This is a genomic window from Microbispora cellulosiformans (genome assembly GCF_008728085.1).
Taxonomy (GTDB): Bacteria; Actinomycetota; Actinomycetes; order Streptosporangiales; family Streptosporangiaceae; genus Microbispora; species Microbispora amethystogenes.
Genome location: NZ_VYTZ01000004.1, coordinates 274,776 through 298,679, shown reverse-complemented (window position 1 = coordinate 298,679; position 23,904 = coordinate 274,776). Strand labels below are relative to the sequence as shown.

At 73.4% G+C, this 23,904-nt stretch carries 26 protein-coding genes; 17 read left to right on the top strand and 9 right to left on the bottom strand.

Annotated features, from left to right (window positions below; translation table 11 throughout):
* Positions 1 to 53: 53 nt before the first annotated feature.
* The 10 genes from F5972_RS12540 to F5972_RS12495 all read left to right on the top strand — a co-directional run bounded on the left by F5972_RS12540 (position 54) and on the right by F5972_RS12495 (position 8,122).
* Positions 54 to 488, top strand: coding sequence for a hypothetical protein (locus F5972_RS12540; protein ID WP_150933640.1), 435 nt, complete (start codon positions 54 to 56; stop codon positions 486 to 488).
* A complete protein-coding gene (locus tag F5972_RS12535) occupies positions 485 to 1,399 on the top strand; it encodes a V-type ATPase subunit (protein ID WP_150933639.1) in 915 nt (304 codons plus the stop codon). The genes F5972_RS12540 and F5972_RS12535 overlap by 4 nt, the downstream gene beginning before the upstream one ends.
* Positions 1,386 to 2,861 carry a V-type ATPase 116kDa subunit family protein gene (locus F5972_RS12530; RefSeq protein ID WP_225311404.1) on the top strand — a complete coding sequence of 492 codons (1,476 nt, stop codon included), beginning with the start codon at positions 1,386 to 1,388 and terminating at the stop codon, positions 2,859 to 2,861. Before F5972_RS12535 ends, F5972_RS12530 begins: the two co-directional genes overlap by 14 nt.
* Positions 2,825 to 3,187, top strand: a complete 363-nt coding sequence (locus F5972_RS12525) for an ATP synthase subunit C (RefSeq protein WP_150933638.1) — start codon at positions 2,825 to 2,827, stop codon at positions 3,185 to 3,187. The genes F5972_RS12530 and F5972_RS12525 overlap by 37 nt, the downstream gene beginning before the upstream one ends.
* Positions 3,188 to 3,192: 5 nt before the next feature.
* A complete protein-coding gene (locus F5972_RS12520) occupies positions 3,193 to 3,420 on the top strand; it encodes a V-type ATP synthase subunit F (RefSeq protein ID WP_150933637.1) in 228 nt (75 codons plus the stop codon).
* A 180-nt stretch (positions 3,421 to 3,600) separates the two neighbouring features.
* Positions 3,601 to 4,104 carry a V-type ATP synthase subunit E family protein gene (locus F5972_RS12515; RefSeq protein WP_225311474.1) on the top strand — a complete coding sequence of 168 codons (504 nt, stop codon included), beginning with the start codon at positions 3,601 to 3,603 and terminating at the stop codon, positions 4,102 to 4,104.
* The gene (locus tag F5972_RS12510; RefSeq protein WP_225311403.1) at positions 4,092 to 5,768 is read left to right on the top strand and encodes a V-type ATP synthase subunit A; all 1,677 of its coding nucleotides are present in this window, start codon (positions 4,092 to 4,094) and stop codon (positions 5,766 to 5,768) included. The genes F5972_RS12515 and F5972_RS12510 overlap by 13 nt, the downstream gene beginning before the upstream one ends.
* Complete coding sequence (locus F5972_RS12505; RefSeq protein ID WP_150933634.1) at positions 5,765 to 7,138, top strand: V-type ATP synthase subunit B; 1,374 nt, start codon at positions 5,765 to 5,767, stop codon at positions 7,136 to 7,138. The genes F5972_RS12510 and F5972_RS12505 overlap by 4 nt, the downstream gene beginning before the upstream one ends.
* Positions 7,135 to 7,761 carry a V-type ATP synthase subunit D gene (locus F5972_RS12500; protein WP_150933633.1) on the top strand — a complete coding sequence of 209 codons (627 nt, stop codon included), beginning with the start codon at positions 7,135 to 7,137 and terminating at the stop codon, positions 7,759 to 7,761. Before F5972_RS12505 ends, F5972_RS12500 begins: the two co-directional genes overlap by 4 nt.
* 133 nt (positions 7,762 to 7,894) lie before the next feature.
* Positions 7,895 to 8,122: a DUF1918 domain-containing protein gene (locus F5972_RS12495; RefSeq protein ID WP_150933632.1), complete on the top strand. Its 228-nt coding sequence runs from the start codon at positions 7,895 to 7,897 to the stop codon at positions 8,120 to 8,122.
* 75 nt (positions 8,123 to 8,197) lie between these two features.
* On the opposite strand, the gene F5972_RS12490 is transcribed toward F5972_RS12495, so the two are convergent.
* Positions 8,198 to 10,927: a bifunctional acetate--CoA ligase family protein/GNAT family N-acetyltransferase gene (locus F5972_RS12490; RefSeq protein WP_150933631.1), complete on the bottom strand. Its 2,730-nt coding sequence runs from the start codon at positions 10,925 to 10,927 to the stop codon at positions 8,198 to 8,200.
* Between the two features lie 180 nt (positions 10,928 to 11,107).
* Between F5972_RS12490 and F5972_RS12485 the strand changes: the two genes are divergently transcribed.
* Together F5972_RS12485 and F5972_RS12480 are read left to right on the top strand one after the other, a co-directional pair.
* Positions 11,108 to 11,716, top strand: coding sequence for a ClpP family protease (locus F5972_RS12485; protein WP_150933630.1), 609 nt, complete (start codon positions 11,108 to 11,110; stop codon positions 11,714 to 11,716).
* On the top strand, positions 11,713 to 12,303 hold the full coding sequence (locus F5972_RS12480; RefSeq protein ID WP_150933629.1) for a ClpP family protease: 591 nt from the start codon (positions 11,713 to 11,715) through the stop codon (positions 12,301 to 12,303). The genes F5972_RS12485 and F5972_RS12480 overlap by 4 nt, the downstream gene beginning before the upstream one ends.
* A 3-nt stretch (positions 12,304 to 12,306) precedes the next feature.
* On the opposite strand, the gene F5972_RS12475 is transcribed toward F5972_RS12480, so the two are convergent.
* Both F5972_RS12475 and F5972_RS12470 read right to left on the bottom strand, forming a co-directional pair.
* Complete coding sequence (locus F5972_RS12475; protein ID WP_150933628.1) at positions 12,307 to 12,678, bottom strand: helix-turn-helix domain-containing protein; 372 nt, start codon at positions 12,676 to 12,678, stop codon at positions 12,307 to 12,309.
* 74 nt (positions 12,679 to 12,752) lie between these two features.
* Positions 12,753 to 13,361, bottom strand: coding sequence for a class I SAM-dependent methyltransferase (locus F5972_RS12470; protein ID WP_318527575.1), 609 nt, complete (start codon positions 13,359 to 13,361; stop codon positions 12,753 to 12,755).
* Positions 13,362 to 13,533: 172 nt separating this feature from the next.
* On the opposite strand from F5972_RS12470, the gene F5972_RS12465 reads away from it, so the two are divergent.
* Positions 13,534 to 14,130 carry a TetR/AcrR family transcriptional regulator gene (locus F5972_RS12465; RefSeq protein ID WP_225311402.1) on the top strand — a complete coding sequence of 199 codons (597 nt, stop codon included), beginning with the start codon at positions 13,534 to 13,536 and terminating at the stop codon, positions 14,128 to 14,130.
* 6 nt (positions 14,131 to 14,136) lie between these two features.
* Here the strand turns inward: F5972_RS12465 and F5972_RS12460 are convergent, their stop codons facing one another.
* Positions 14,137 to 14,952 carry a phosphotransferase family protein gene (locus tag F5972_RS12460; RefSeq protein ID WP_150933626.1) on the bottom strand — a complete coding sequence of 272 codons (816 nt, stop codon included), beginning with the start codon at positions 14,950 to 14,952 and terminating at the stop codon, positions 14,137 to 14,139.
* 74 nt (positions 14,953 to 15,026) lie between these two features.
* Here F5972_RS12460 and F5972_RS12455 point away from each other — a divergent pair, with 74 nt between their 5' ends.
* The gene (locus tag F5972_RS12455; RefSeq protein ID WP_150933625.1) at positions 15,027 to 15,722 is read left to right on the top strand and encodes a VOC family protein; all 696 of its coding nucleotides are present in this window, start codon (positions 15,027 to 15,029) and stop codon (positions 15,720 to 15,722) included.
* A gap of 44 nt (positions 15,723 to 15,766) precedes the next feature.
* Here the strand turns inward: F5972_RS12455 and F5972_RS12450 are convergent, their stop codons facing one another.
* Positions 15,767 to 17,260 (bottom strand): bifunctional aminoglycoside phosphotransferase/ATP-binding protein, encoded by a 1,494-nt coding sequence (locus F5972_RS12450; protein WP_225311401.1) that lies wholly within the window; start codon positions 17,258 to 17,260, stop codon positions 15,767 to 15,769.
* 146 nt (positions 17,261 to 17,406) lie between these two features.
* Here F5972_RS12450 and acsA point away from each other — a divergent pair, with 146 nt between their 5' ends.
* Complete coding sequence (acsA, locus tag F5972_RS12445) at positions 17,407 to 19,191, top strand: acetate--CoA ligase (RefSeq protein WP_150933623.1); 1,785 nt, start codon at positions 17,407 to 17,409, stop codon at positions 19,189 to 19,191.
* Positions 19,192 to 19,209: 18 nt separating this feature from the next.
* Here acsA and F5972_RS12440 read toward each other — a convergent pair whose 3' ends face one another.
* The 4 genes from F5972_RS12440 to pdhA are packed head-to-tail and all read right to left on the bottom strand — an operon-like array spanning position 19,210 to position 22,827.
* The gene (locus F5972_RS12440; RefSeq protein WP_225311400.1) at positions 19,210 to 19,428 is read right to left on the bottom strand and encodes an acyl carrier protein; all 219 of its coding nucleotides are present in this window, start codon (positions 19,426 to 19,428) and stop codon (positions 19,210 to 19,212) included.
* 26 nt (positions 19,429 to 19,454) lie between these two features.
* Positions 19,455 to 20,828: a 2-oxo acid dehydrogenase subunit E2 gene (locus F5972_RS12435; RefSeq protein WP_225311399.1), complete on the bottom strand. Its 1,374-nt coding sequence runs from the start codon at positions 20,826 to 20,828 to the stop codon at positions 19,455 to 19,457.
* Entirely contained in the window at positions 20,825 to 21,805 is a 981-nt protein-coding gene (locus tag F5972_RS12430) for an alpha-ketoacid dehydrogenase subunit beta (protein ID WP_225311398.1), read from the bottom strand. The genes F5972_RS12435 and F5972_RS12430 overlap by 4 nt, the downstream gene beginning before the upstream one ends.
* Positions 21,802 to 22,827, bottom strand: coding sequence for a pyruvate dehydrogenase (acetyl-transferring) E1 component subunit alpha (pdhA, locus tag F5972_RS12425; protein ID WP_150933621.1), 1,026 nt, complete (start codon positions 22,825 to 22,827; stop codon positions 21,802 to 21,804). Before pdhA ends, F5972_RS12430 begins: the two co-directional genes overlap by 4 nt.
* A 207-nt stretch (positions 22,828 to 23,034) precedes the next feature.
* On the opposite strand from pdhA, the gene F5972_RS12420 reads away from it, so the two are divergent.
* Complete coding sequence (locus F5972_RS12420) at positions 23,035 to 23,409, top strand: CBS domain-containing protein (protein WP_150933620.1); 375 nt, start codon at positions 23,035 to 23,037, stop codon at positions 23,407 to 23,409.
* Between the two features lie 81 nt (positions 23,410 to 23,490).
* Entirely contained in the window at positions 23,491 to 23,754 is a 264-nt protein-coding gene (locus F5972_RS12415; protein WP_150933619.1) for a hypothetical protein, read from the top strand.
* Positions 23,755 to 23,904 lie beyond the last annotated feature (150 nt).

The window sequence follows — 23,904 nt, the reverse complement described above, 5'->3', positions numbered from 1 at the left end:
TGCACGATGCGACCGCTGCCGGGGCATCACTCCATGCGGGTGGAGGTGAACGGATGGCTCGGTTGCGTGACTTCCTCCAGAGGTTCCGTCCGGCGGGCATACCCGGCGCCGCGGCGCCCGCCGGGGTGCCGGCGGACTACGTGGCCGACCCGGCGACCGAACTGGAGGCGGTCTTCTCCTTCCTGGAGGAGACGCGGGAGCGGTGTGCCCGTGAGCGGCGCGCCGCCCGGCTGCGCGCCGAGGAGACGCGGGACCACGCGCGGGCCCGGGCCGCCGACGTCCTGTCCGCGGCGCGGGTGGAGGCGACGGCCGCGCGGGCGCGGGCCGCGTCGTCGGCCAGGCTGAGGGCGGAGGAGGAGGCCGCGGCTCTCCTCCGGGACGCGGAGGCGGCGGCCGAGCGCGTCCGCGAACGCGCCGCGGAGCGGATGCCGGACCTGGTCGCCCTGGCCGTCGCGGAGGTCAGGGCCCTCGCGGGTGATCCGCCGTGACCGCCGCCTGGGTCTCCGGGTCCACCCGGGCGAGAGGGCTCCTGAGCAGGGGGCTCGGCCCGCGCCGGGCCCGCCGTCTGGCCGCCTGCGGCTCCTGCGCCGAGGCGGTGGCCGTGCTCGCGCGCTCCTCCTACGGGCACGACGTACGGCCCGGCCAGAGCCTGGCCGACGCCCAGTGGGCGGTGCTCGCCACGCTCCTGTGGCACCTGCGCGTCCTGGCCGGCTGGCTCCCGAGGGAGGGCGGCGAGATGATGCGCCTGATCGCCCGGTGGTTCGAGATCGCGAACGTGGACGAGCTGATGTGCCGCCTGGGCGGCCGGCCCGCCGAGCCCGAGTTCGTCCTCGGGTCGCTCGCCACGACCTGGCCGCGGCTGCGGGGGTGCCGGTCGCTGACCGAGATCCGGGCGACTTTGGCCGCCTCACCGTGGGGTGATCCCGGTGGCGCGGCCCGCCGGGAGATCCAGCTCGGCATGCGCCTGTCCTGGGCGGAACGGCTCGCCGCGACCCTTCCGCCCGCCGCCCGGGGCTGGGTCGCCGGCGCGACGGCCCTGCTGGTCGCCCGGGAACGGCACGCGGAGCGCCGTGAGCTTCCGGCCGGGACGGGTGGGCGCTCCCGGGCCCTGCTCGGGCCGGCCGCGCTCGCGGCGGCGTCCGTCGCCGACATGACCGCGCGCCTGCCCTCCTCCGCGCGCTGGGCGCTGCTGGAGATCGACGACCCGAGCGGGCTGTGGACCGCCGAACGGCGCTGGTGGAGACGGGTGGAGGACGACGGCCGCGCCCTGCTCGCGGGCTCCGCCTTCTCGGCCGGGCCCGTCCTGGGGGCCGTGGCCGTGCTCGCCGCCGACGCCCGCCGGGTGCGGGCCGCGCTGGAACTGGCCGCGCGGGGAGGCGGCGACGATGTCCTCCTCTGAGTCCTCCTCTCAGTCCTCCTCCGACGCCGGCCGCCCGCGCCCCGCCGCCTCGAACCCGGCCGATCCGTACCCCGCCGACCCACGCCGCGCCGCCTCGAACCGCGCCGCTTCGAACCCCGCCGACCCGCATCCGGCCGGCCCGCACCCGGCCTGGCGGGACGCCCTGCGGCCGGTCCGGATGGAACGGGTCGCGATCGTGGCGCCCTCTCGCGTGCTGACCAACGTGCTGCGGCGGGTCGGGGACGCCGGGCTGGTCGAGCTGTCCACGCCCGCCGACGCCTCCCTGGAGACGGTGGCGCGGGCGGCCGTGGTCCGGGACGAGGTCGCGGCGCTCGCCGGCTGGATGCCCGCCCCGACCGTGCCCGAACTGGCGGGCCGTCTCGCGGCCCTCGGCGGCGCGGTCGTCACGATCTCCCGGCCGAGGGGCGTCGAGGCGCCGTCGCTGCTCCGGGCGGGCGGGCTGCGCGGGTCGCTGAGCCCGGTCGTCTCCACGTACGGGACCGTGCCCTACCGCGACATCGATCCCACTCCGCTCGCGGCGGGGGCGTACGTGGTGATGTTCGGCATGATGTTCGGCGACGCCGGTCACGGGGTGATGCTGCTCGTCGCGGCGGCGGTGCTGTACCGCGCGCACCGGACGGGCCGCCAGGGCCACGCGGGCCGCCCGGGTGCGCTGGCCCGGTTCGGCCGGGGGTGGCCGTTCGCCCTCGGCGCGGGGGTGACGAGCATCCTGTTCGGTTTGGCCTACGGGGAGTTCTTCGGGCCCACCGGCCTGGTGCCGGTGCTGTGGCTGGCGCCGCTCGCCCGGCCCCTCCAGCTTCTGCTCGCCGCGCTCGGCGTCGGCGCGCTGCTGCTCGGCGCCGCCTACGCGCTCGGCGTCGTCAACCGATGGCGCGAGGGCGGCTGGCCGGTCGCGCTCTACTCCTCCGCCGGGATCGCGGGCGCGGCGCTGTTCACCGGGACCGGCCTGGCCGTCGCCGGGTGGTACACCGGCCTCGATCTCCTCGCGCTGGCCGGCGGCCTGCTCGCCGCCACGGGACTGGTCCTGGCGTTCACCGGCTTCCTGGCCGACGCCGGCGGTGGCCCGAGTGGGGTCGCCCAGGCCGTCATGCGGCTGTTCGACGTGGTCGTACGGCTGGGCGCGAACCTCGTGTCGTTCGCCCGGCTCGCGGCGTTCGGCCTCACCCACGCGGCCATCGGCTCCATCGTCTGGGTGGGCACGACCGCGCTGTGGGCGGGCCGTCCGGTCGCCGCGGTGGTGGTCTTCGTCGTCGGCAACGCGCTCGCGTTCACGATCGAGGCGCTGGTGGTCGGCGTCCAGGCGCTGCGGCTCGAATACTACGAGCTGTTCTCCCGGCTCTTCCAGGCCGAGGGGCGTCCGTTCCGTCCGTGGCGTCTTCCACCGACATCCGGGGAGGCGAGATCATGTCCGTCTGGATCAGGAGAGGCCTGCAGGCCGTGAACGCCGTCGTCGTGCTCGCCGCCCTCGCCCTCCTCCTCGCGGCGCTCACCGCCGCGGGCGCCCCGAGGGCGGACACGGGCGGTGCCCAGGGGGCGGTGGCCGCCGCCGCGGCCGTGAACGGGACGGCGCTGCTCGGCGCGGCGATCGCGGTCGGGGTCTCGGCGATCGGCGCGGGCATCGCCGTCGCCTACACCGGGGCCGCCGCCCTCGCCGCGATGAGCGAGCGGCCCGAACTCTTCGGCCGGGCCATCGTCATCGTCGGCCTCGCCGAGGGAATCGCGATCTACGGTCTCGTCGTCGGCGTCATCCTGATCCAGAGAGCGTGACGGGCATGGGAACCGTGGCCGTGATCGGGGAGGCCGTCCGCGTCGCCGGTTTCGGCCTGGCGGGCGCGCGGGTCCTCGTGGCCGAGGACGCCGCGGAGGTCCGTACGGCCTGGCGGAGCCTCGGGCCCAGGGTGGCGGTCGTGGTCCTCACTCCCCGGGCCGCCGAGGCCCTCGACGCCACCGCCCCGGGGGAGGCGTCCGACGGGCCGCTGACGGTGGTGATGCCGGAATGACGCCCGTGCCCCGAGCGAGCCGGAGGGGCGCGCCGGCGGTCTGGACTGAGGAGCGAGGGACGAGGGCTGGATTCCTCGCGTGCCTCCGGCACGACCAGCCGGGTGTGAGCACCCCGATGAGCGAAGCGGAAACACGATGATGCCCCTGGTGGCGCTGGGAACGGTGTACAGGTGATCACGATGCGGGACGCGCTCGGGCCCGTGACCGAGGCGCTGCTGCGGCAGGCGCGGCTGGACGCGGACGCCGTCGCCGGCGCGGCCGAGCGCGAGGCCGCCCGTACGGTCGCCGACGCCCGCCGGGAGGCCTCGGCCGTCATCTCCGACGCCACCCGGCAGGGGGAGGCGGAAGCGGAGGCGCACGCGGCGGCGGCGCGGGCGCGAGCCCGCCGGGAGGCGCGCGGCCGGGAACTGGCCGCCCGGCGGGAGGTCCTGGCCGACCTGCGCGGGCGGGTCGTCGCGGCGGTGCGGGCGCTCCGCGACGATCCCTGTTATCCCCGGCTCATCGAGCGCCTGGGCGAACTGGCCCGCGAGTCGGGCGGCGCGGATCTGGTGGTGCGTGAGCACCCGGACGGCGGGGTCGTGGCCGAGGGACCGGGCCGCCGGGTCGACTGCTCCCTCACGGCACTCGCGGAACGCGCCGTGAACGCCCTCGGCGCGGAGGTGGAACGCCTGTGGGCACCGTGACGAGGGTGGACGGTCCGCTGGTCGAGATCGAGGGCCTGGCCGGCGCGGCGATGTTCGAGTCGGTGGTCCTCGGGCCCCACCGGCTGCCCGGCGAGATCATCGCCCTGCGCGGCGACCGGGCCACCGTCCAGGCGTACGAGTACACGGGCGGGCTCGCCCCGGGCCAGCCCGCCGAGCGCCGGGGCGCGCCGCTGTCGGCCCGGCTGGGCCCCCATCTGCTCGGCGGGGTGTTCGACGGGCTGCTCCGCCCGCTCGGCGGCGCGGGCATGTGGCTCGACCCCGCCGCACCGCCCGCCCGTACGGAGGCCCGCTCGTGGCGCTTCACGCCGCTGGCCGGGGAGGGGCGCGCGGCGGCGCGCGGAACGCCCCTGGGCAGCGTCGAGAGCGGATCGTCACCGCCGTACCTGGTGCTCTCACCCGGCGGCGAGGTGTCGCGGATCAGGCCGGCGGGCCCCTGCCCCTCCGGGGCGCCGGTCGCGGTCGTCGGAGGCGCCGAGGTGGCCCTCGAACGGGAGCAGCCGGTGCGGCGGGCCCTGCCGTACGCCGCCCGGCTCCCCGAACCGGTCCCGCTGACGACCGGGCAACGGGTCGTCGACCTGCTGCTGCCGGTGTCCCTCGGCGGCACGGTGGCCGTGCCCGGGGGGTTCGGCACCGGCAAGACCGTGCTGCTGCAGCAGATCGCCAAGTGGTGCGACGCCGACGTGGTGGTGTACGTCGGCTGCGGGGAGCGCGGCAACGAGATGGCGGACGTCGTCGCCGAGCTGGGCCGGCTGGCCGACCCGCGCACCGGCGGGCGGCTCGCGGACCGGACCGTCGTGATCGCGAACACGTCGAACATGCCGATGATGGCCCGCGAGGCCGGCGTCTACACCGGTGTCACGGTGGCCGAGCACTTCCGCGACATGGGCTACGACGTGGTGGTCATCGCCGACTCGACCTCCCGGTGGGCGGAGGCTCTGAGGGAGCTGGGCTCGCGCCGCGGCGCGCTCCCGGCGGAGGAGGGCTATCCGGCCGATCTGGCCTCCGCCCTCGCGGCCTTCTACGAAAGAGCGGGCCGGGTGACCACGCTCGGCGGCGCCACCGGGTCGGTCACGATCATCGGCGCGGTCTCCCCGCCCGGCGGCGACATGACGGAGCCGGTCACCGCGCAGACCCAGCGGTTCGTGCGCACCCTCTGGGCGCTGGACCGCGACCTCGCCTACGCGCGGCACTACCCGGCGGTGTCCTGGCCGGGGTCCTTCGCCCGCGACGCGGACGCGATGGCCGCGGCGGTCCCGGGCGGCGCGGAGCGGCGGGGGCGGATGAGCGGCCTGCTCGCGGAGGCCGAGCGCGTGTCCGCGCTGGCCGAGCTGGTCGGAGCCGGCACGCTTCCCCCGCAGGAACGGGTCGCCCTGCTCGCCGGACGACTGATCGCGGAGGGCTTCCTGCGGCAGAGCGCGCTCAGCCCTCGCGACGCCTTCTGCCGGCCGGAGCGCACCGCCCTGCTCGCCGACGCGCTGCTCGCGGTCGTCGCCCGCTGCCGGACCCTCGTCGAGGGTCAGGTGCCGGTCGCGCGGCTGGAACAGCTGGACTTCACCCCGATCCTTCGGGCCAAGGAGGCGCCCGAGGAGGAGATCGCGGCCCGGCGCGACGCGGTGCTCGCCGCGCTGGAGGCATCGCGATGACGGTCTGGGCCCCGGTGGAGTACACGGACGTGGTGGAGCTGCGCGGGCCGCTGGTCGTGGTCCGCGCCACCAGGGGCGTCGGCTGGGACGAGCAGGCGTCGATCGAGCTGGAGACGGGGGAGCGCCGGCAGGGTCTCGTCCTGGAGGCCGACCACGACCTCGCCGTCGTCCAGGTCTTCGAGGGCACCGCCGGAATCCGGGCCGAGGGCACCCGTGTCGCCTTCGCCGGGCATCCCCTGCGTATCCCGGTCGGCCCGGGCTGGCTGGGCCGGGTCTGCGACGGCCGCGGCCGGCCGCTGGACGGCGGCCCGCCGGTCTTCGGCGCGGCGGACGCGGCCGTGAACGGCCTCCCCCTCAACCCCACCCTGCGTGAGCCCCCGTCGGAGCCGGTGCTCACCGGTGTCTCCGCCATCGACCTGCTGACCACCCTGGTCCGGGGACAGAAGATCGCCGTTTTCTCCGCCGGCGGGCTGCCCCACCTGGAGCTGGCCGCCCAGATCGCCGCGCAGGCGAACGCCGGAGGCGAGACGTTCACCGTCGTCTTCGCCGCGATCGGGCTGACCCACGCCGACGCGGCGACCGTACGGGACACCCTGGACGAGCGCTCCGCCGCCGGCGAGCTGACCCTGCTGCTGAACCTCGCCGACGACCCGGTCATCGAACGGATCCTCACCCCGCGGCTCGCCCTGACCATCGCCGAGCACCTCGCCTTCGCCATGGGACACCACGTGCTGGTGGTGCTCGCCGACATGACCGGCTACTGCGAGGCGGTGCGGGAGGTGTCGGCCGCACGCGGGGAGATCCCCGCCCGGCGGGCCTACCCCGGCTATCTCTACAGCGACCTCGCCTCCCTGTACGAACGGTGCGGACGAGTGCGGGGACGTCCCGGCTCCCTCACCGTGCTGCCGGTGCTCACCATGCCGGCGGGGGACATCACGCACCCGGTGCCCGACCTCACCGGCTACATCACCGAGGGCCAGATCCTGCTGACCAGGGACGTCGCCCCCTATCCGCACATCGACCCGCTCTCCTCCCTGTCGCGGATGATGCGGTCGGGCGTGGGTCCGGGCCGTACGCGGCCGGAACACGCCGACCTCGCCGCGCAGATCGTCGCCGCCCTCTCCCGCGCCCGGCAGGCGAGGGAACTGGCCGAACTCGTCGGCGAGAGCGCGCTCGGCGAGGGAGACCGCCGTCACCTCGCGCTGGCGGAGGCGCTCACGCGGCGGCTGCTCGCGCAGCACGGCGACGAGCCCCGCTCGCTCGCGGACACCTTCGACCGTGCCTGGGAGGTCGTCTCCGTGCTCCCCCGCCGGGACCTGACCATGCTGTCGCCCGAAGCGCTCGACGCGGGCTACCGGGGGAGGCGATGAGAATCCGCGTCCCTCCCGGGAGAGCCGGGCGGCTGTGGCTCCGGCACCGGCTGGCCGTGCTGCGCCACGGACTCGCCGTGCTCGACCGCAAGCTGCGGATCCTGCGGCAGGAGCGGGACCGCCTCGCCCGCGAGGCCGCCCGCACCGGCCGGGAGTGGGAGGAGGCCTGCCGGGCCGCCGACGCGTGGGTGTCGCGTGCCGCGCTGCTCGGCGGACGGCGGGCGATCCGGCTGGGCGACGACGGGCGACTCGCCGAGGTGCGGGTGGACTGGACCGACGCGATGGGCACGCGCTATCCCCGCCGGGCGCTCTTCCGCCCGCCGGACGAGCCCGGGCCGTCGGCTCCGCTCCCGCTCACCGCCGCGCTCGTCCCCGCCCGTGAGGCCTGCCGCGCCGCGTTGCGGGCCGCCGTGGACCACGCGGTCGCCGCGGAGGCCGCCCGCCTCGTGGCCGCCGAGGAGGAGGCGACCGGCCGCCGCATCCGCGCGCTCCGCGACCACGTCCTCCCCCGCCTGGAGGCGGCGCTGGCCGAGGTCGAACTGTCCCTGGACGAGGCGGAACGCGCCGACGGCGCCCGGATCCGCCGCGCCGCCGCCGCCCGCGAGGCTGAGCAGGACCCCTGAGCAGGATCCCAAGGCTGATCCACCCGCGGCGACAGGGCAGGAGGTCCCTCGGTTCCGGGACCTCCTGCCCTAAGCGGGAGGCGCGGCCCCGGCCACGCTGGAAGAGCAGCGACGGGGTGAGAAGGGGGCGTACATGAAAGCGGCAGTCGGCGACCGGCTGATCATCGAGAGCCTTCACCTGGACGGGCCTCGCCGTAAGGGCGTCATCACGGCCCTCCACCACAGCGACGGATCCCCGCCGTACGTGGTCAGGTGGCTGGACGAGGAGCACGAGACCCTCATCTTCCCCGGCCCGGACGCCCACGTGGAGCCCCGCCGCGAGCACCGCAGAGAGGAAGAGGCCCGCCCGGCCGCCCGGTGACGGGCGAGACGCGCCCGACGCCGACGCCGTGACAAGCGCGCGGCACGCGCGGGTCAGTCCCCTGGCACATGCGGGTCAGCGCAGCCGGCGCCGGAAGGGCGAGGGGAGCGGCGGTGCGGGTGCGAGCCGTACGCGCGCGTGCACGACCACCGCTCCGTACGGCGTCACGACGACGGGGTCGAGGTCGATCCCGGCGACGCCGGGCTGGTCGTCCATGAGGCGGCCGACGCGGACGATCTGGTCCTCCAGCGCGCGGAGGCCGGCCTCCGGCAGGCCTCGGTGACCGTGCGGGAGCGCCGCGCGGCACGACTCGCCGATCATCCGCCCGGCCTCGGCCCGGTCGATCGGCGGCACCCGGAAGGCGTGGTCACCCGCGTGGTCACCCGCCTGGTCATCGGCATGGTCATCGGCATTTACACCGGGCGCCCCGGGGCGCCCGGGCGCCGTCGAGCCGGGTCCCACCATGACCAGCGGGCCGAACGTCTCGTACGCGACGCCCCTGACCACCATCTCGACGCCCCGGACGCCCTCGCCGCCGGGGACCGGCCCGGCAGTCGTCTCCGCGACCGTCTCGGCGACCGGCCCGATGACGCGGATGCCGTAGGCCGCCAGCAGCCGGGCCGCCGTATGGTCGTCCAGCAGGCGCCCCTCGGGATAAGCGGCCAGGTCCGCGGCCACGAGGCGGCGGGCGAGCGGCGGATCGACTCCCGGGAGTTCTTCCGGCGCGGGCACCGGCCGTGCCCGCCAGGCGGCATATCCGGCCGCCTGGGCGAGAGCGTGCACGGCCCGCTCAGGGGTGGCGTACGCCGGAATCCGGCCGTCGATCAGCCCGTCCCACCCGGCCAGGCAGGCGAGCACGGGTTTCGTCGCACCCCTGGTCGCGGCGGCGATCGCCTCCCGGGGCGCCTGCCTGACCGCCCCCGGGTCCAGGCCGGACGGCGGGGCGGAAATGACGAGGACGGCGTCGACGCCCGGGTCCGCGAGAACCGCCGTGATCGCGGAAGCGAGGTCGTCCACGTTGCCCAGAACAGCCTTGATCGCGGCGGCGAAGTCGCCCACGCCCCCCGCGTCGGCCTCGGCGGTGCAACCGCCACTGAGATCGCCGCTGAGATCGCCGCTGAGATCGGCGGTGGGATGTTCGGTGAGATCAGCGGTGTGATGGTCGGTGAGGTCGAGAGGGCTGCCAAGGGCCAAGCCCGAGCGGAGCCGGGCGCGGAGCGCCGCGACGGTGGCGGGGCACAGGTCCGCCACGACCAGGCCGGCCCGCTCGCAGGCTCTGGAGGTCGCCGCCGCATGGACCGCCGCATGGCCGGAGTCGCTCACGATCGCCACCCGAGGGCCGTCCGGCAGCGGCTGGAAGGCCAGCAACCGGGCGGTGTCGAGCATGCCCCGCACGCTGTCCTCCCTGATCGCACCACACGCGCGCAACAGCGCGTCCACAGCGGCCTCCATGCTCGCCGCACCGAGGGTCGTGGCAGCGGCGTGGGGGTGGCTCACTGAGAGGTCGCGGGCGCGCTTCATCACGATGATCGGTTCGCGGGCGCCGATCCTGCGGGCGATGCGGCCGAACCTGCGCGGGTTGCCGAACGATTCGAGGTGCAGGGCGATGACCCGGGTCGCGGGATCGTCCTCCCAGTATTCGAGCAGGTCGTTGCCGCTGACGTCCGCCTTGTCCCCGACCGAGGCGAAGGAGGAGACGCCGAGGCCGAGCCGCCCGGCCCCCTCGAGCAGGGCGACCGCTGCCGTACCCGACTGCGCCATCAGGCCCAGCGGTCCGGCGGCGGGACGTATGGGCAGGAGACCGGCGTGCAGGCGGGCGGCCGTGTTCACGACGCCCAGGGAGCCGGGCCCGACCAGCCGCATGCCCGCCTCGCGGCAGACGCGCAGCAGGTCCCTTTCCTCCTCGCGGTCCCCCGCCTCGGCGAAGCCGCCGGTGATGACGACCAGGGCCCGCACCCGGCGGCGGGCGCATTCGCGGGCGACACCGAGCACCGCGGGGGCCGGGACGGCGACCACGGCCAGGTCGACCGGCCCGGGCACGGCGGCGACGCCGGCATGGACGGATAGGCCGCACACCTCGGTCGCCGGGGGTGCCTGGGCCGCGCGGGGGTCGACGGGGTGGATCGGGCCGGGGAAGCCTCCGGCGACCAGGTCGCGCAGCACGCGGTTGCCCAGGCCGTCGGGGTCGAGAACGTCTCCGATCACGGCCACCGAACCCGGGGTGAACACGTGCGCCAGCGACCCGCGCTCCGCCTCGTGCGCCCGGGCCTCGATCTCGGCCACGAGCCTCTCGGTGGGCCGGGCGGCGATGCGGATCTCGACCTGCCCCCGCTCGTACCGCTGCTCAACCGGCAGGCCGAGATCGTGCAGGACGCGCAGCATCGCCCGGTTCTCCGGCAGGACGGTGGCGACCAGCTCCTCGACGCCAGCATCCGCCGCGTCCAGCGCGACGTGCTCCAGCAGCAGCGTGCCGAGCCCCTGGCCGTGCACCCGGTCGTCCAGCAGGATCCCGACCTCGGCCTCCGCCCCGCCGGGGCCGGGGATGCACTCGGCCACGCCGACCACGAGACCACCGGCCAGGGCGACCAGGGCGTGCCCGAGATATCCCGGACCGGTGATCAGGTCCATGTACGCGTGGGCCGACGCGGTGCCACCGGCGAAGAACCTCAGGTACGCCGAGCGCGGGGACGATCGGGCGATCAGCGCGTGCAGGGCCGCGCGGTCCGACGGCCGCAACGGGCGGATGTGCGCCATGCCGCCGTCACGCAGCAGGACGTCACACGCCTCGGCGACGCTTCGGGTCATGGTCCCAGCGTCGGCCGTCGCCGGGCCCGGCCCCAGGGACTTCCTCCCCCGTCAGGAGGGACCCTGGTCCCCAGTCCATCGAGAGCTGGTCGCCGCCTGCGACAGCCGGTCGCGGGGCGGTCGTCTGCCCTCGGCAGACATTCCGGTGGTCGGCGGGGGTGGGGCGGATACAAAGGCGGCATGCCTGTTTCACCGAGCACGAGTTACCGGGATCGGCTGAACGAGAAGCTGTTCCAGCAACGGACACTGCTGTTGACCGGAGAGGTCGACGACGAGATGGCCGAGCGGGTGTGCGCCGAGATGGTGCTGCTGGCCTCGGCGGACCCCGAACGCGACATCATCCTCTACATCAACTCACCCGGCGGGTCGGTGCTGGCCGGCCTCGCGATCTACGACACGATGAAGCTGGTCCCGAACGACGTGGTCACCGTCGCGCTCGGGATGGCGGCGAGCATGGGGCAGGTGCTGCTGGCCTCCGGCACGCACGGCAAGCGGATCAGCCTCGCGCACAGCCGGATCATGATGCACCAGCCGTCGGCCGGGATCGGCGGCACGGCGATCGACATCGCGATCCAGTCCGAGAACCTCAGGTACATGAAGCGGCAGTCCGAGGAGATCCTCGCCGCCGAGACGGGCCGCAGTGTCGAGGAGATCTCCGCCGACAGCGACCGGGACCGCTGGTTCACCCCTGAGCAGGCCCGCGACTACGGGATGATCGACGAGATCGTCGGCTCCTTCCGCATCCTCGCGCCGTACGCCGCGCCCAACCGGATGGGGTTCGCGTCATGAGCCAGTACACGATTCCGTACGTGATCGAGAAGACGCCGGTCGGGGAGCGGTCGTTCGACATCTTCAGCCGGCTGCTCAACGAGCGGATCATCTTCCTCGGCACCGAGATCGACGACGGCGTCGCGAACGTCGTGATGGCGCAGTTGCTCCACCTGGAGGCGGACAGCCCGGACCAGGAGATCAACCTGTACATCAACTCGCCCGGCGGATCGTCGACCGCGATGCTGGCGATCTACGACACCATGCAGTTCATCCGCGCCAAGGTCGCGACGTACTGCATGGGCCAGGCGGCCTCCGCGGCCGCGGTGCTGTTCGCCGCCGGAGCCCCCGGACGGCGGTTCGTGCTGAACCACTCCCGCGTGCTGCTGCACCAGCCGTCCACCCAGGGGCAGGGCACCATCTCCGATCTGGCGCTCCAGGCGGCCGAGGTGATGCGCATGCGCACGCAGACCGAGGAGATCCTCAGCCGCCACACCGGGGTGGACATCGAGCGGCTGCGCAGGGACACCGACCGGGACCGGATCTTCAGCGCCCGCGAGGCCATCGAGTACGGCCTGGCCGACGAGCTGATCGACACCCGCGCCTAGCGCTCACGCCGCCAGCAGCAGCGTCGTGCCGGACGCGCCGCGCCCGGCGATCCGGCGCGACGCCGTGATCCGCCGTACGGCACGGGTGAGCAGGTGTTCGATCGGCAGTCCGAGCGCGTCGCACACCGAGTGCAGCATCTCCGACGACGGCTCCTTGCGGCCGCGCTCGACCTCCGACAGATACTGCTTGGACATCCCGACCGCACGCGCCACGTCCTCGAGCGTGCGGTCCTGGTCCAGTCGCTCGTCGCGGAGGATCTCGCCGTACACGGTGCGCAGCAGCCGGTCGGGGCCGTCGGGAGTCTCCGGGCCGCGCTTCTCGCCGTCCCGGCGCGTCCGGATGTCGACGACCGCTGGTCGGCCCGAAGCTGCCATGCCTGGAGTCTGACACGACCGGATCTCCGGCGACACGCCTGTTCGCGCACAGAGGAGCGGCCGGCCTCCGAGATTCAGGAGCGGGTGGCGGCAGGGCGGACGGCGTTCACGTAGTAGAGCACCGGCCCCACGGTGCCCGTGCTCTCGACGCGGAGACCGGCGCCGGGCACCAGGGTGGCGAGCAGTTCCGGCATGGTGGGCCGCACCGCCGGACCCGCCACGATCTCGGCCAAGCGGGCGGCGAGAGGGTTGGCCGGCGGGCGGAACTCAGCGATCAGCAGCCGTCCGCCCGGCCGCAGGACGCGGAACATCTCCTTCACGGCGGCGCCTCGGGCCGAGCCCGGCATGTGGTGCACCGCGAAGCTGGAGACCACGATGTCGAACGACGCGTCCGGGAACGGCAACGCCTGCCCCTCGCCCACCTCGTAGGAGCAGTTGCCGGGGGAGCGCCGGCGCGCGTGCCCGATCATCGGAAGTGACGGGTCGAGCCCGATCACCCGCCCCTCGGGGCCCACGAGAGGGGCCAGCACCCGGCTCAGGTAGCCGGTGCCGCAGCCGACGTCCAGAATCCGATCGCCCGGCCCCGCCCCGGACAACGCGGCCAGCCGGGTGAAAACGCTGCGGCGACGCCCGGCGAACCCGATTTCGGCCAGAATCTCATAACCCCGCGGATAATTGATCACGCCACCCCCGTCGTCGTTTCTCGAATGACGGTGCATGAGCTTTCCCCTGGCCACAGCGCTTCTCCTTCTTGTTCCGGAACAACCTGTTCGGTTATAAATGATCGATTCGCCGGGCCGGAGTGGTCAACAAGCAGATCGGTCAGGCTGTGCCGTACTGAACAAAGGGGGAAAAGTGGTCGGAAACCCGCGGCGGGAGAGCACCGACCGCCGGGTACGGCGCACCCGCAAGGCCGTTCAGCAGGCGCTGATAGAGCTGGTCCTGGAGAAGGGCTACGAGGCGGTGACCGTCACGGATCTGATCAACCGCGCCGACGTCGGCCGCTCGACCTTCTACGCGCACTTCACCGACAAGCAGGACGTGCTGTTCAGCAACCTCGACGAGCTCTCCGGCCTGCTTCGTCTCGCTCCCGCGGCCGCGCCGGGCACGCTGTTCGCGTTCAGCCTGCCGATGTTCGAGCACCTGCACGAGCAGCGCCGGCTGGCGCGCGCGTTGCTCGGGCGGCGCGGAGGCAGCGCCGTGCTCGCGCGCGGCGAACAGATCCTGGCCACGGTCGTACGCGACGAACTGCTGGCGGCCCTCCCTCCGCGAAGCGCGCCGCCACCCTCGCTCGACCTGCTGGTGACCTGCGTCGTGGGGGCGTTCATGGCGCTGCTGCGGAAGTGGGCGGACGGCGAGATCACCGCGACGCCCACCGAGATGGACGCGGCGTTCCGCGCCGTGGTGACGCCAGGTGTGGAAACCGCCCTGGCGGCAGGCCGAAGACCGTGAGGTCGCTCAGGCGAACAGGCTGAGGACTCGCTTTCCTTGTCGCTCCAACGCGTCGTCGGCGTTGCGCTCGGCGAACAGACCGCCCGGCCCGAGCATGTGCAGCCAGACGAGGGCGAGCAGACGCCGGACTTCCCGGATGCGGTCCGTCTCCGCCGTGGTCAGATCGAAGTGTTCCAGCAACGCGGAGCCGTCGAACTCCCCGTCGAACCGGGAGACGTGCTCGACGACCTCGGCGAGTTCGAACGCACGGTCGCTGCGGCCGGAGTCCTCCCAGTCGACCAGCCGCACGCACTCGCCGTCCCACAGGTAGTTGGCCAGGTTGCCGTCCGACAGGCCGAACACCGGCGTGACCGTCGCCTCGGCCAGTTCGTCGAGAGGGCGGCTGTCGAGCCACTCCGCGCCCACCGCGAAGGCCCGCAGCACCAGCGGGTCCTCGCCCGGATACGGCCGCTCCGCTCGGAGCCGCCGGGCCTTGGCCACCGCCACTCTCGGGTTCCACGGCGACGGAGCCAGTCCGGTCAGCACGGGCTCGGGCACCGACGCGTGCAGGGTGGTGATCGCCTCAGCCATGGCCTCGATCTGTCCGGGCGTGACGGCCCGCCCTCGGAGCGGAACCCCGTCCAGCCTGGACATCACGATGACCGGCGGCTCGGCGCGTAGATCCGCCTCGAGGGGAAGCGGAGCCAGGCCGGGCGCGTACCGCGCCAGCAGGTTCAGGGCGCGCCATTCCCGCTCGTGCTCGCCGCGGTCCCAGGACGCGTACGTCTTGACGACCCCGCCGGCGGACATCGTGATGCCGTGGGTGCTGGACTGGCCGGTCATGTCGTCCTCCGGCGGTCGCGGTGGGCCGCCTCGAGGGCGGGTGGACTGTCGGTTCCGGACGTTACGCTGCCGGGATGACCGACGTCACGCAGAAGATCGAGCGGATCAGGCCGCAGCGGTTCCACGAGATCGGCGGCCTGGAGGACTGGCGGGTGCTGGGTGAGGGGGCGTGCGCCTACTTCCGCACCGGGTCGTTCGCGGCCGGGGCCGCGCTCGTGCGGGCGATCAGCGAGCTGCCCGGCGTGGGGAGCGGGCACCCCGACGTCGACCTGCGCCACGAGGGTGTCACGGTACGGCTGATCACGATCGCGGACTTCTACGGGCTGAGCGACCGGGACGCCGAACTGGCCCGGCGGATCTCGGAGGTGGCCCGCACGCTCGGCATCCCCGCCGATCCCTCGGCCGTGCAGAGTGTGCAGGTCACCGTCGACGCCCTCGCCGGCGCCGAGGTGGTGGCGTTCTGGCGGGCTCTGCTCGGCTACGAGGACCGCGCGAACAGCCCGGAAGACCTGATCGACCCGCACCGGCGCGGCGCGGCGTTCTACTTCCAGCAGATAGACGCGCCGCGCCCGCAGCGCAACCGGGTCCACGTCGACGTCTGGGTGCCGTACGACCAGGCCGAGGCGCGGATCGCGGCGGCGATCGCGGCCGGCGGCCGCCTGGTCTCCGACGCGTACGCGCCGTCGCACTGGGTGCTGGCCGACCCCGAGGGCAACGAGGCCTGCGTGGGCGTTGCGGGCTGGATCGACCCCGGCCCGCGCGACCGGTAGGAGTCGTCCGCCGTCGTCGGGGCCGTGGGCGCCGCGGTCGTGGTTCAGCCCGGTTCCATCCGGGACCGCCGGAACCGCCGTGGCACGGCGGCCCAGCGGGCGTGGATCGCCGTCATCGCCCGTTCCAGTGTCCGTTCCGGGGGTGCGTCGGTGTCGATCTCGGTCGCGTCGGGCCAGGGGGTCGTCGTCGCCGTCATCGCCGCGGCGATCGCCTGGTCCGCGTCCGATATGCCGCCGACGCGGCGTGCGAGGCGTTCGGCGGTGACCTCGGGAGGGGCGACGCAACGCAGGGCTGTGAGATGGGCGGAGGTACGCCGGGCCACGCACGCCGCGGCGTCGCGGTGCGCGGCGTCCGTCCAGGAGGCGTCCACGACGACCGGCTCGCCGAGACCGAGCAGCCGCTCGGCCCTGGACAGCAGCTCGGCGTAGGTCCGTTCGGTGGACTCCGCGCGGTAGATGCCCTCGCCGAAGGGGGCGGCCGCCGGCTGGTACGGCGATATGCCGGCGAGTTCCTTGCGGAGGCGGTCGCTGGTCAGCAACGTGCAGCCGAGCCGGTCGGCGACGGCGGCGGCCAGGGTCGACTTACCGGTCCCCGGGAGCCCGCCGACGAGGACCAGGGTGACCACACCCGCCTGAAGGTGGCCCAGCGTGAGCTCGGCCAGACGCCGGGCCTCCCACGCCGCCGCGTCGTCCCCCTGGCCATGGCGCAGACAGGCAACCTTGGCGCGGACGAAGGCCCGGTAGGCGACGTAGTGATGCCACAGCGAGGGCGGTGAGGGGTCGCCGGAGAACTCGGCGTACCAGCACAGGAACGACTCCGCCAGGCGAGGCGCGCCCAGTCGCTCCAGATCCATGGCGAGGAAGGCGGCGTCGTCCAGGCCGTCGACGAAGCGGAGCCGGTCGTCGAACTCCAGGCAGTCGAGGATCCGGGGCCCGTCGTCCAGGCAGAAGATGTCGTCGGCGAGCAGATCGCCGTGCCCGTCCACGATCCGGCCTTCCGCGACCCGGACGGCGAAGAGCGGTCCCCGGCCGTCGAGATATCGCAGCGTGAGCCCTTCGATCTCGTCGAGGACATCGGCGTCGAGGACCGCCTCTGGCAGTGCCCGCACCTCACGGAAGCTCGCGGTCCAGCGAGATCGCAGCGCCTGCCCGCTCCCCTGTTCGTCGATCCGCCGGCTGTGCGGAGATCGGGCGTGCATGCCGGCGATCATCCGCGCGATCCGGCACAAGGCGTCCTCCACCGGTGCTCCCGACTGGACCAGCGCGGACAACCGGCGTTCGTCCGGCATCCGCCGCATCACCACGAGGTGCTCCCGGACCCGTCCGTCCGGGCCGGACACGTCGGCCACTCCTTCGTAGACGTCCGGTGCCAGCCGGCGGTTGAGCTCGACCTCCTTGTGGCACATCACCCGCCGGGCCTCCAGCGTCGTGAAGTCCAGGAAGCCCAGATCGACCGGCTTCTTCAGCTTGAAAGCGTGATCCCCGAGGAGGATCACCACCCCGGCGTGCGTCTCCTTGACCTGCGCCCACGGCCTCATCGAGGTGCCCCCGTCCCCGGTCGGTGCCAGGACAGCGTCTCCATGTCCGCTTCCTGGAGACATTCCCCCCGCAGAGACTCCTCCCCCCGCGGGTTATCCGTCCGCGTCCCAGGGGATTTTCGGTCCGGAGGGCCGAGGAGGCGGCGATGACCTGGGGGCCGATTCGGAAAACAGGGCAGGAGGCGGCGCGGTCCAACCTGACGGACTACGAACGTGAGCGCCGCGGCTTCTCCTGGCGGACGGCGCGGCGAGCACTGACCGGCCTGCCCGGTGGCCGAGGGCTGAACATCGCCCATGAGGCCGTGGACCGCCACGCGGACACGCCGCGACGCGATCACGTGGCGCTGCTGTGTGTCGGCAGGGACGACAAGGTCACCGAGATGACCTACGAGGATCTCCGCCTCGCCACCAACCGCTTCGCCAACGTGCTTCGCGGCATGGGGGTGGGCAAGGGCGAACGGGTGTTCACGCTGCTCGGCCGGGTGCCCGATCTCTATGTGGCCGTCCTGGGAACGCTGAAGAACCTGAGCGTGCTGTGCCCGTTGTTCTCCGCCTTCGGCCCGGAACCGGTCCGCGAGCGGCTGCGCCTCGGCGACGCGCGTGTCCTGGTGACCACCCCGGAGATCTACGCCCGGAAGGTCGCCGTGATCCGCGCGTCGCTGCCCGGCCTGAAGCACGTGCTGGTCACCGGTGATGCTCCCCCGCCGCAGGGCGCCGTGTCCCTGCGGGAACTGATGGCCGAAGCGTCGGCGGAGTTCGAGATCCCCGCCACCGACCCGGAGGACATGGCGCTCCTCCACTTCACCAGCGGGACGACGGGGACCCCCAAAGGCGCCGTCCACGTGCACGAGGCGGTGGTCGCGCACCACGTCACCGCCGCCTACGCCCTCGACCTGCGCCCCTCCGACGTCTTCTGGTGCACCGCCGACCCCGGCTGGGTCACCGGAACGTCGTACGGAGTCATCGCGCCGCTCAGCCTGGGAGCCACTCTCGTCACGGACGCGGGCGAGTTCGACGCGCGGCGCTGGTGCCGCGTCCTCCAGGACCAGCGGGTCACCGTCTGGTACACCGCCCCGACGGCGCTGCGCATGCTCATGCGCCACGGCGACACCCTTCCGGGCGAGTACGACCTGTCCAGGCTGCGCTTCGTCGCCAGCGTGGGGGAGCCGCTCAACGCCGAGGTGGTGGTGTGGGGGCCGCGCGCGCTCGGCCTGCCGATCCACGACAACTGGTGGCAGACCGAGACCGGCGCCATCATGATCAGCAATTTCGCCGCGACGGACATCAGGCCGGGGTCCATGGGCCGTCCGCTTCCCGGCATCGAGGCGGCCGTACTGGAACGAGGCCCGGACGGGCGTGCCCGCGTCGTCGACGGCCGGGTGCGGGCGCTGGAGGAGCCCGACGTCGAGGGGGAGCTCGCGCTCCGCCCCGGCTGGCCCTCGATGTTCCGCGGCTATCTTGGTGACCCCGGAAGGTACCGCAAGGCGTTCGCCGGGGGCTGGTACCTGAGCGGCGACATCGTCCGCAGGGACCGGGACGGTTACTTCTGGTTCGTCGGCAGGTCGGACGATGTGATCAAGTCGGCGGGGCATCTCGTCGGGCCGTTCGAGGTGGAGAGCGTGCTGATGGAGCATCCGGCCGTGGCGGAGGCAGGGGTGATCGGCAAGCCCGACCCGGTGGCCGGCGAGCTGGTGAAGGCCTTCGTCGCGCTCAACACCGGTTTCGAGCCGACCGAGAGGCTCCGGCTGGAGCTGATCGCGCTCGGCCGGCGCCGCCTCGGCGCGGTCGCCCCCAAGGAGCTGTGCTTCGACCAGAACCTGCCGCACACACGCAGCGGCAAGGTCATGCGCCGCCTGCTCAAGGCTCGGGAGCTCGGACTGCCCGAAGGCGACGTCTCGGCCCTTGAGCGCCACGAAGGAACCGCACCGTGACAGTCCCGCACCCGAAGCTCACGCCCGGGCGTGGGCGGCGAGGAAGTCCGCTCCCCCGGCGATGGTGGCGAAGGCGGGGTAGTCGTCCTCCTCGATCCGGCACCCGCCGGATTCGCTGAGCGCCTGCACGTAGGTGAGGAAGTCGAGCGAGTCCAGCTCCAGGGCGTCGCGGATGTCGGCGTCCCGCGGTAGCGCCGCCGGGTCCGTGTCCGGCGCCACCCGGCGCAACGCGGTCATGACGACTTCCTGAGCTCGCTGTGGCGTCATAGCGTCTCCGGCTGGTCGAGTAGCCGTCCGAGGATGCCGAGGAACCGCCCGCCGGTGTAGCCGTCGGTCGCCCGGTGATCGGCGGCCAGCGTGCAGGTCACCAGCGGGCGGACACCCAGCAACCCGTCGACGGCCCACGGGCGATCGACGATCCTCCCGAAACCCACCAGGGCCACCTGCGGCGGGTAGATGACCCCGTGCACCGCTTCGACTCCCTGGTCGCCGAGGTTGGTGACGGTGATGGTCGCCTCGGTCATCTCGGCGCCGCGCAGCCGCCCCGCGCGCGCCCGGGCGACCAGGTCTTCCAGGGCGGCCATGAGATCCTCGAGTTCGAGGCGGGCCGCGTCGTGCAGGGCCGGGGCGATCAGTCCGCCGCCTCTGAGCGAGATCGCCACCCCCAGATGCACGGCCTCGCCGGGGACGAAGGCGTCGTCGACCCAGAAGCCGTTCAGGCGCGGCACCTCGGCGGCGGCGCGGGCGGCCGCCTTGAGGAGCAGGGCCGCGGGGAGCAGCCGGCGTGCGACCGGCAGATCGCGGTTGCGCTCGCGCAACCAGGCGAGAGCCCGGGTGAGGTCCACGGTCGTGCTCAGGTAGTAGTGCGGAATCTCCCGCTTCGACCTGGCCATCGCCCGTGCGATCGCCTGGCGCATCGCCTCCCGCCGGCGTTCCAGGTCAGCCCCCGGCACGGCTCGCGCCTCGGCAGGCTCGGCCGGTGGGCGCGCGGCCTCCTCCATCGCCTCGGGCGGCCGTGGCCCGGCACCCCGTTCGGCCGCCTCCCGCACGTCCTGGGCGCGGATCGCCCCGCCCCGCCCCGTGCCGTGGACGCCGGCGAGGTCGACGCCGAGTCGCGCGGCGAGCCCGCGGGCCAGCGGTGAGACCCTGGCCTCCGGTGCGGGCTTCGCGTGCTCGACGTCCGCGCGGGTCACCCGTCCCTGCGGGCCCGTCCCGTGCAGGCGGGCGATGTCCACTCCGCGCTGCTCGGCGAGGTGCCGTACCAGGGGTGAGGCGACCGGTGCCGGAGCGTGCGGCGCGCCCGGCGCCGACGGGGGCCGTCGTGGGCGCACCGGCCTCTTCTCCGGCGGAGCGGGCGACACCGGTTCGGGAGGCACCGGTTCGGCGGCAGGCGGGGCGCCGGTGATCACGGCGAGGGCCGTGCCGACCGGCACCCGCCGGCCGGTCCCCACCAGCAGGCTCTCGACCGTCCCCGTGTGGAAGGACTCGACCTCGATCATGGCCTTGTCCGTGTCTATCACCGCGACGACGTCGCCTTTGCTGATCCGGTCTCCCGGCTTGACCAGCCACTCGGCGACGGTGCCCGACTCCATGTCCGCGCCGAGCGAGGGCATCACGAACTCCGCGCGCTCGTTCACGAGGCGACCGCCTCTCGCGCCGCGGCGACGATCGACGGCACCTGGGGGAGGGCGGCCTCCTCCAGGTGGCGGGCGTAGGGGATGGGGACCTCGGCCGTACAGACCCGCTGGATCGGCGCGTCCAGCTGGTAGAAGGCCTGCTCCGCGATCCGGCTGCCGATCTCGGCCGACAGGCCGCCCGAGCGCCAGCCCTCGTCCACGATGACGGCCCGGTGCGTCCTGCCGACCGACTCCATGATCGTGGCATCGTCGAGCGGGCGCAGGACACGCAGGTCGACGACGTCCGCCTCGGTACCTTCAGCGGAGAGCACGTCGGCGGCCGCCAGCGCCTTCCCGGTCGTGCCGCCGTAGGCGATCAGTGTCACGTCCTTGCCGGAACGCCGGAGCGCGGCGGAGGTGATGTCCACCTGACCGGGACCCGGCTGCCCCGAGGTGCCGTACAGCGAGCCGTGCTCGAAGATCAGGACAGGATCGGGGTCCTCCAGGGCCGGCCAGAGCATGCCGCGGGCGTCCTCGACGGTCGCGGGTGCGAGGATCCGCAGGCCCGGAATGTGGGCGTACCAGCCTTCGAGGCTGTGCGAATGCTGCGCGGCGAGCTGCCGCCCGGCTCCGGTGGTCATCCGGATCACCAGCGGGACGTTCAGCTGCCCGCCCGACATGTGCAGGAGCGTCGCGGCGTTGTTGAGAATCTGGTCGAGGGCCAGCAGGCTGAAGTTCACCGTCATGATCTCGACGATGGGCCGCATCCCGCCCAGCGCGGCGCCGATGCCCGCACCGACGAAGGCCGCCTCCGACAACGGGGTGTCACGGACGCGCTCGGGGCCGAACTCCTCCAGCAGTCCCAGACTCACCGCGAAGCAGCCCCCGTACGCGCCCACGTCCTCGCCCATCAGGAACACGCGATCATCGCGGCGGAGCGCCTCGCGGATCGCCTCCCGCATCGCCTCGCGATAGGTGATCGTGTTCGCCGCGCTCACGACTCGGCCTCCACCGGCCCCACGCGCGCCCTGCCGCTCGTCTCGGGCGTCTCGCTGTAGACGAAACGGGACAGGTCCTCCACCGGCTCGACGGGCGCCTGCTCAGCGAAGGCGACGGCGTGGTCGATCTCCGCCGAGATCTCCTTCTCCAGCACGGCGAGGTCGTCGTCCGTGATCTCGCGCTCCGCCTTCATCGAGGCGACGAGGGCATCGATGGGGTCGCGCTTCTTCCACTGTTCGATCTCCTGCTTGCTCCGGTAACGGTCCGGGTCGTACATCGAGTGGGCGCGGAAGCGGTAGGTGCGCGACTCCACGAGATGCGGCCCGGCCCCGGCGCGGATCGCCTCGGCGGCTCGGGCCGCCGCGTCGGCGACCGCCAGCACGTCCATCCCGTCCACCGGCCACGCCGCGACGCCGTATCCCGCCGCGCGAAGGGCCAGATCGGTCTGCGCGTGCGACCTGGCCAGCGCGGTGCCCATCGCGTACAGGTTGTTCTCACAGGCGAACAGCACCGGCAGCCGCCAGAGCGCCGCGAGATTCAGGCATTCGTGGAACTCGCCCTCGGCCACCGCGCCGTCGCCGAAGAAACACACGGTCACCCGGTTGCGGTCCTGCATCTTGTCGGCGAGGGCGAGCCCGACCGCCAGGGGAAGGCCGCCGCCGACGATCGCGTTGCCGCCGTAGAAGCGGCGGGCGACGTCGAAGAGGTGCATGGAACCACCGCGGCCCCGGCTGCACCCCGTGGCTTTGCCGTACATCTCAGCCATGATCGTCGTGGCGGGCACTCCACGGATCAGCGCGTGCCCGTGTTCCCGGTAGGTGGAGACGACCACGTCGTCCGCGGTCAGCGCATGACAGACGCCGACGGCCACCGCCTCCTCACCGATGTAGAGGTGCATGAATCCGCGGATCTTCTCGCCGCTGTACAGCTCGACGCAGCGTTCCTCGAACCGCCTGATGCGCAGCATCTGGCGCAGGAGGTCCCGATGCGACTCGGCCCGCGCGCTCTTCTTTCCAGCCATAAGGCCCGCCTCGTGTGCGGCTCGCTCCACTCGCGTCCCTACCCACAGACAGTGCGGTCCACTTCTCGGATCGGGTCATCGCCTGGTCGGCGTCATCAGCTGGACCGACCCGCCGGCCGCGGCTCGTACGGGCCCAGGCACCCGGCGGCCGAACGGCGTCCCACGGCGGTGTGGTTGGCTGGATGTGCTGGTGAGGAGGGGAGGACCATGCGTATCGCCAACGTTTACCGTCCCCTGGTGTTCGGGTGCCCGGTGACTGCGAAGCTGCCCGAGGTGGCGCGCCGGATGACGGAGAAGAACATCGGCGCGCTCGCCGTACTCGAAGCGGACCGGGTCACGGGAGTGATCACAGAACGGGACCTCGTGACGGCGCTCGCCACATCCGCCGATCCCGCCGCCCTGAGCGCGGGGATGTGCGCGTCGTCGGACATCAAGACCGCGACCTTGGACGAGGACACGCGTGAGGTGGCCCGCCGCATGCTCGACTACGGCATCCGTCACATTCCGGTGGACCAGGACGGGCGCCTGATCGGCATGGTGTCGATGCGCGACCTTCTCGCCCTGGAGACGCTCACGCCCTGACCACCGCCGCCTGGTCTTCGGGGAAGTGGGATCACACCGGTCCGTGGGTACGGAGCCAGGAACCAGGGGGTGGAACGCGAGATGTCCGGTCACGTTTTCCAGGACGAGATGCGGCAGGTGCTCGACGAGGTGTACCGCGGACGCGAAACGGTCGCGGTCCGGGATGTCTACGCGCAGGCGTCGGCGCGTCTGCACCTGACCGCCGACATGCTCGCGCACCTGAACGAGATCCCGGAGGGCGCCTACACCAGGCAGGAGATGGTCGCGGCGATCAACAGGGTGATCCTGCACCGCAACGAGCAGGACACTCTCGGCTTGATCGACGAGCCTTCCCGGACCGAGTAAGCGGCTGGGACGTAACGCGGCCGCGTACGTCCGCACCATGTCGGACAGGATCCGGCGTTCGCTGGTGATCGGCCGGTCGGGACCCTCACGGATCCGGCGATCGGAGCGCCGCGTGAGCGGAACGACCTGCCCGCGCCGCCGGAGCGGGTG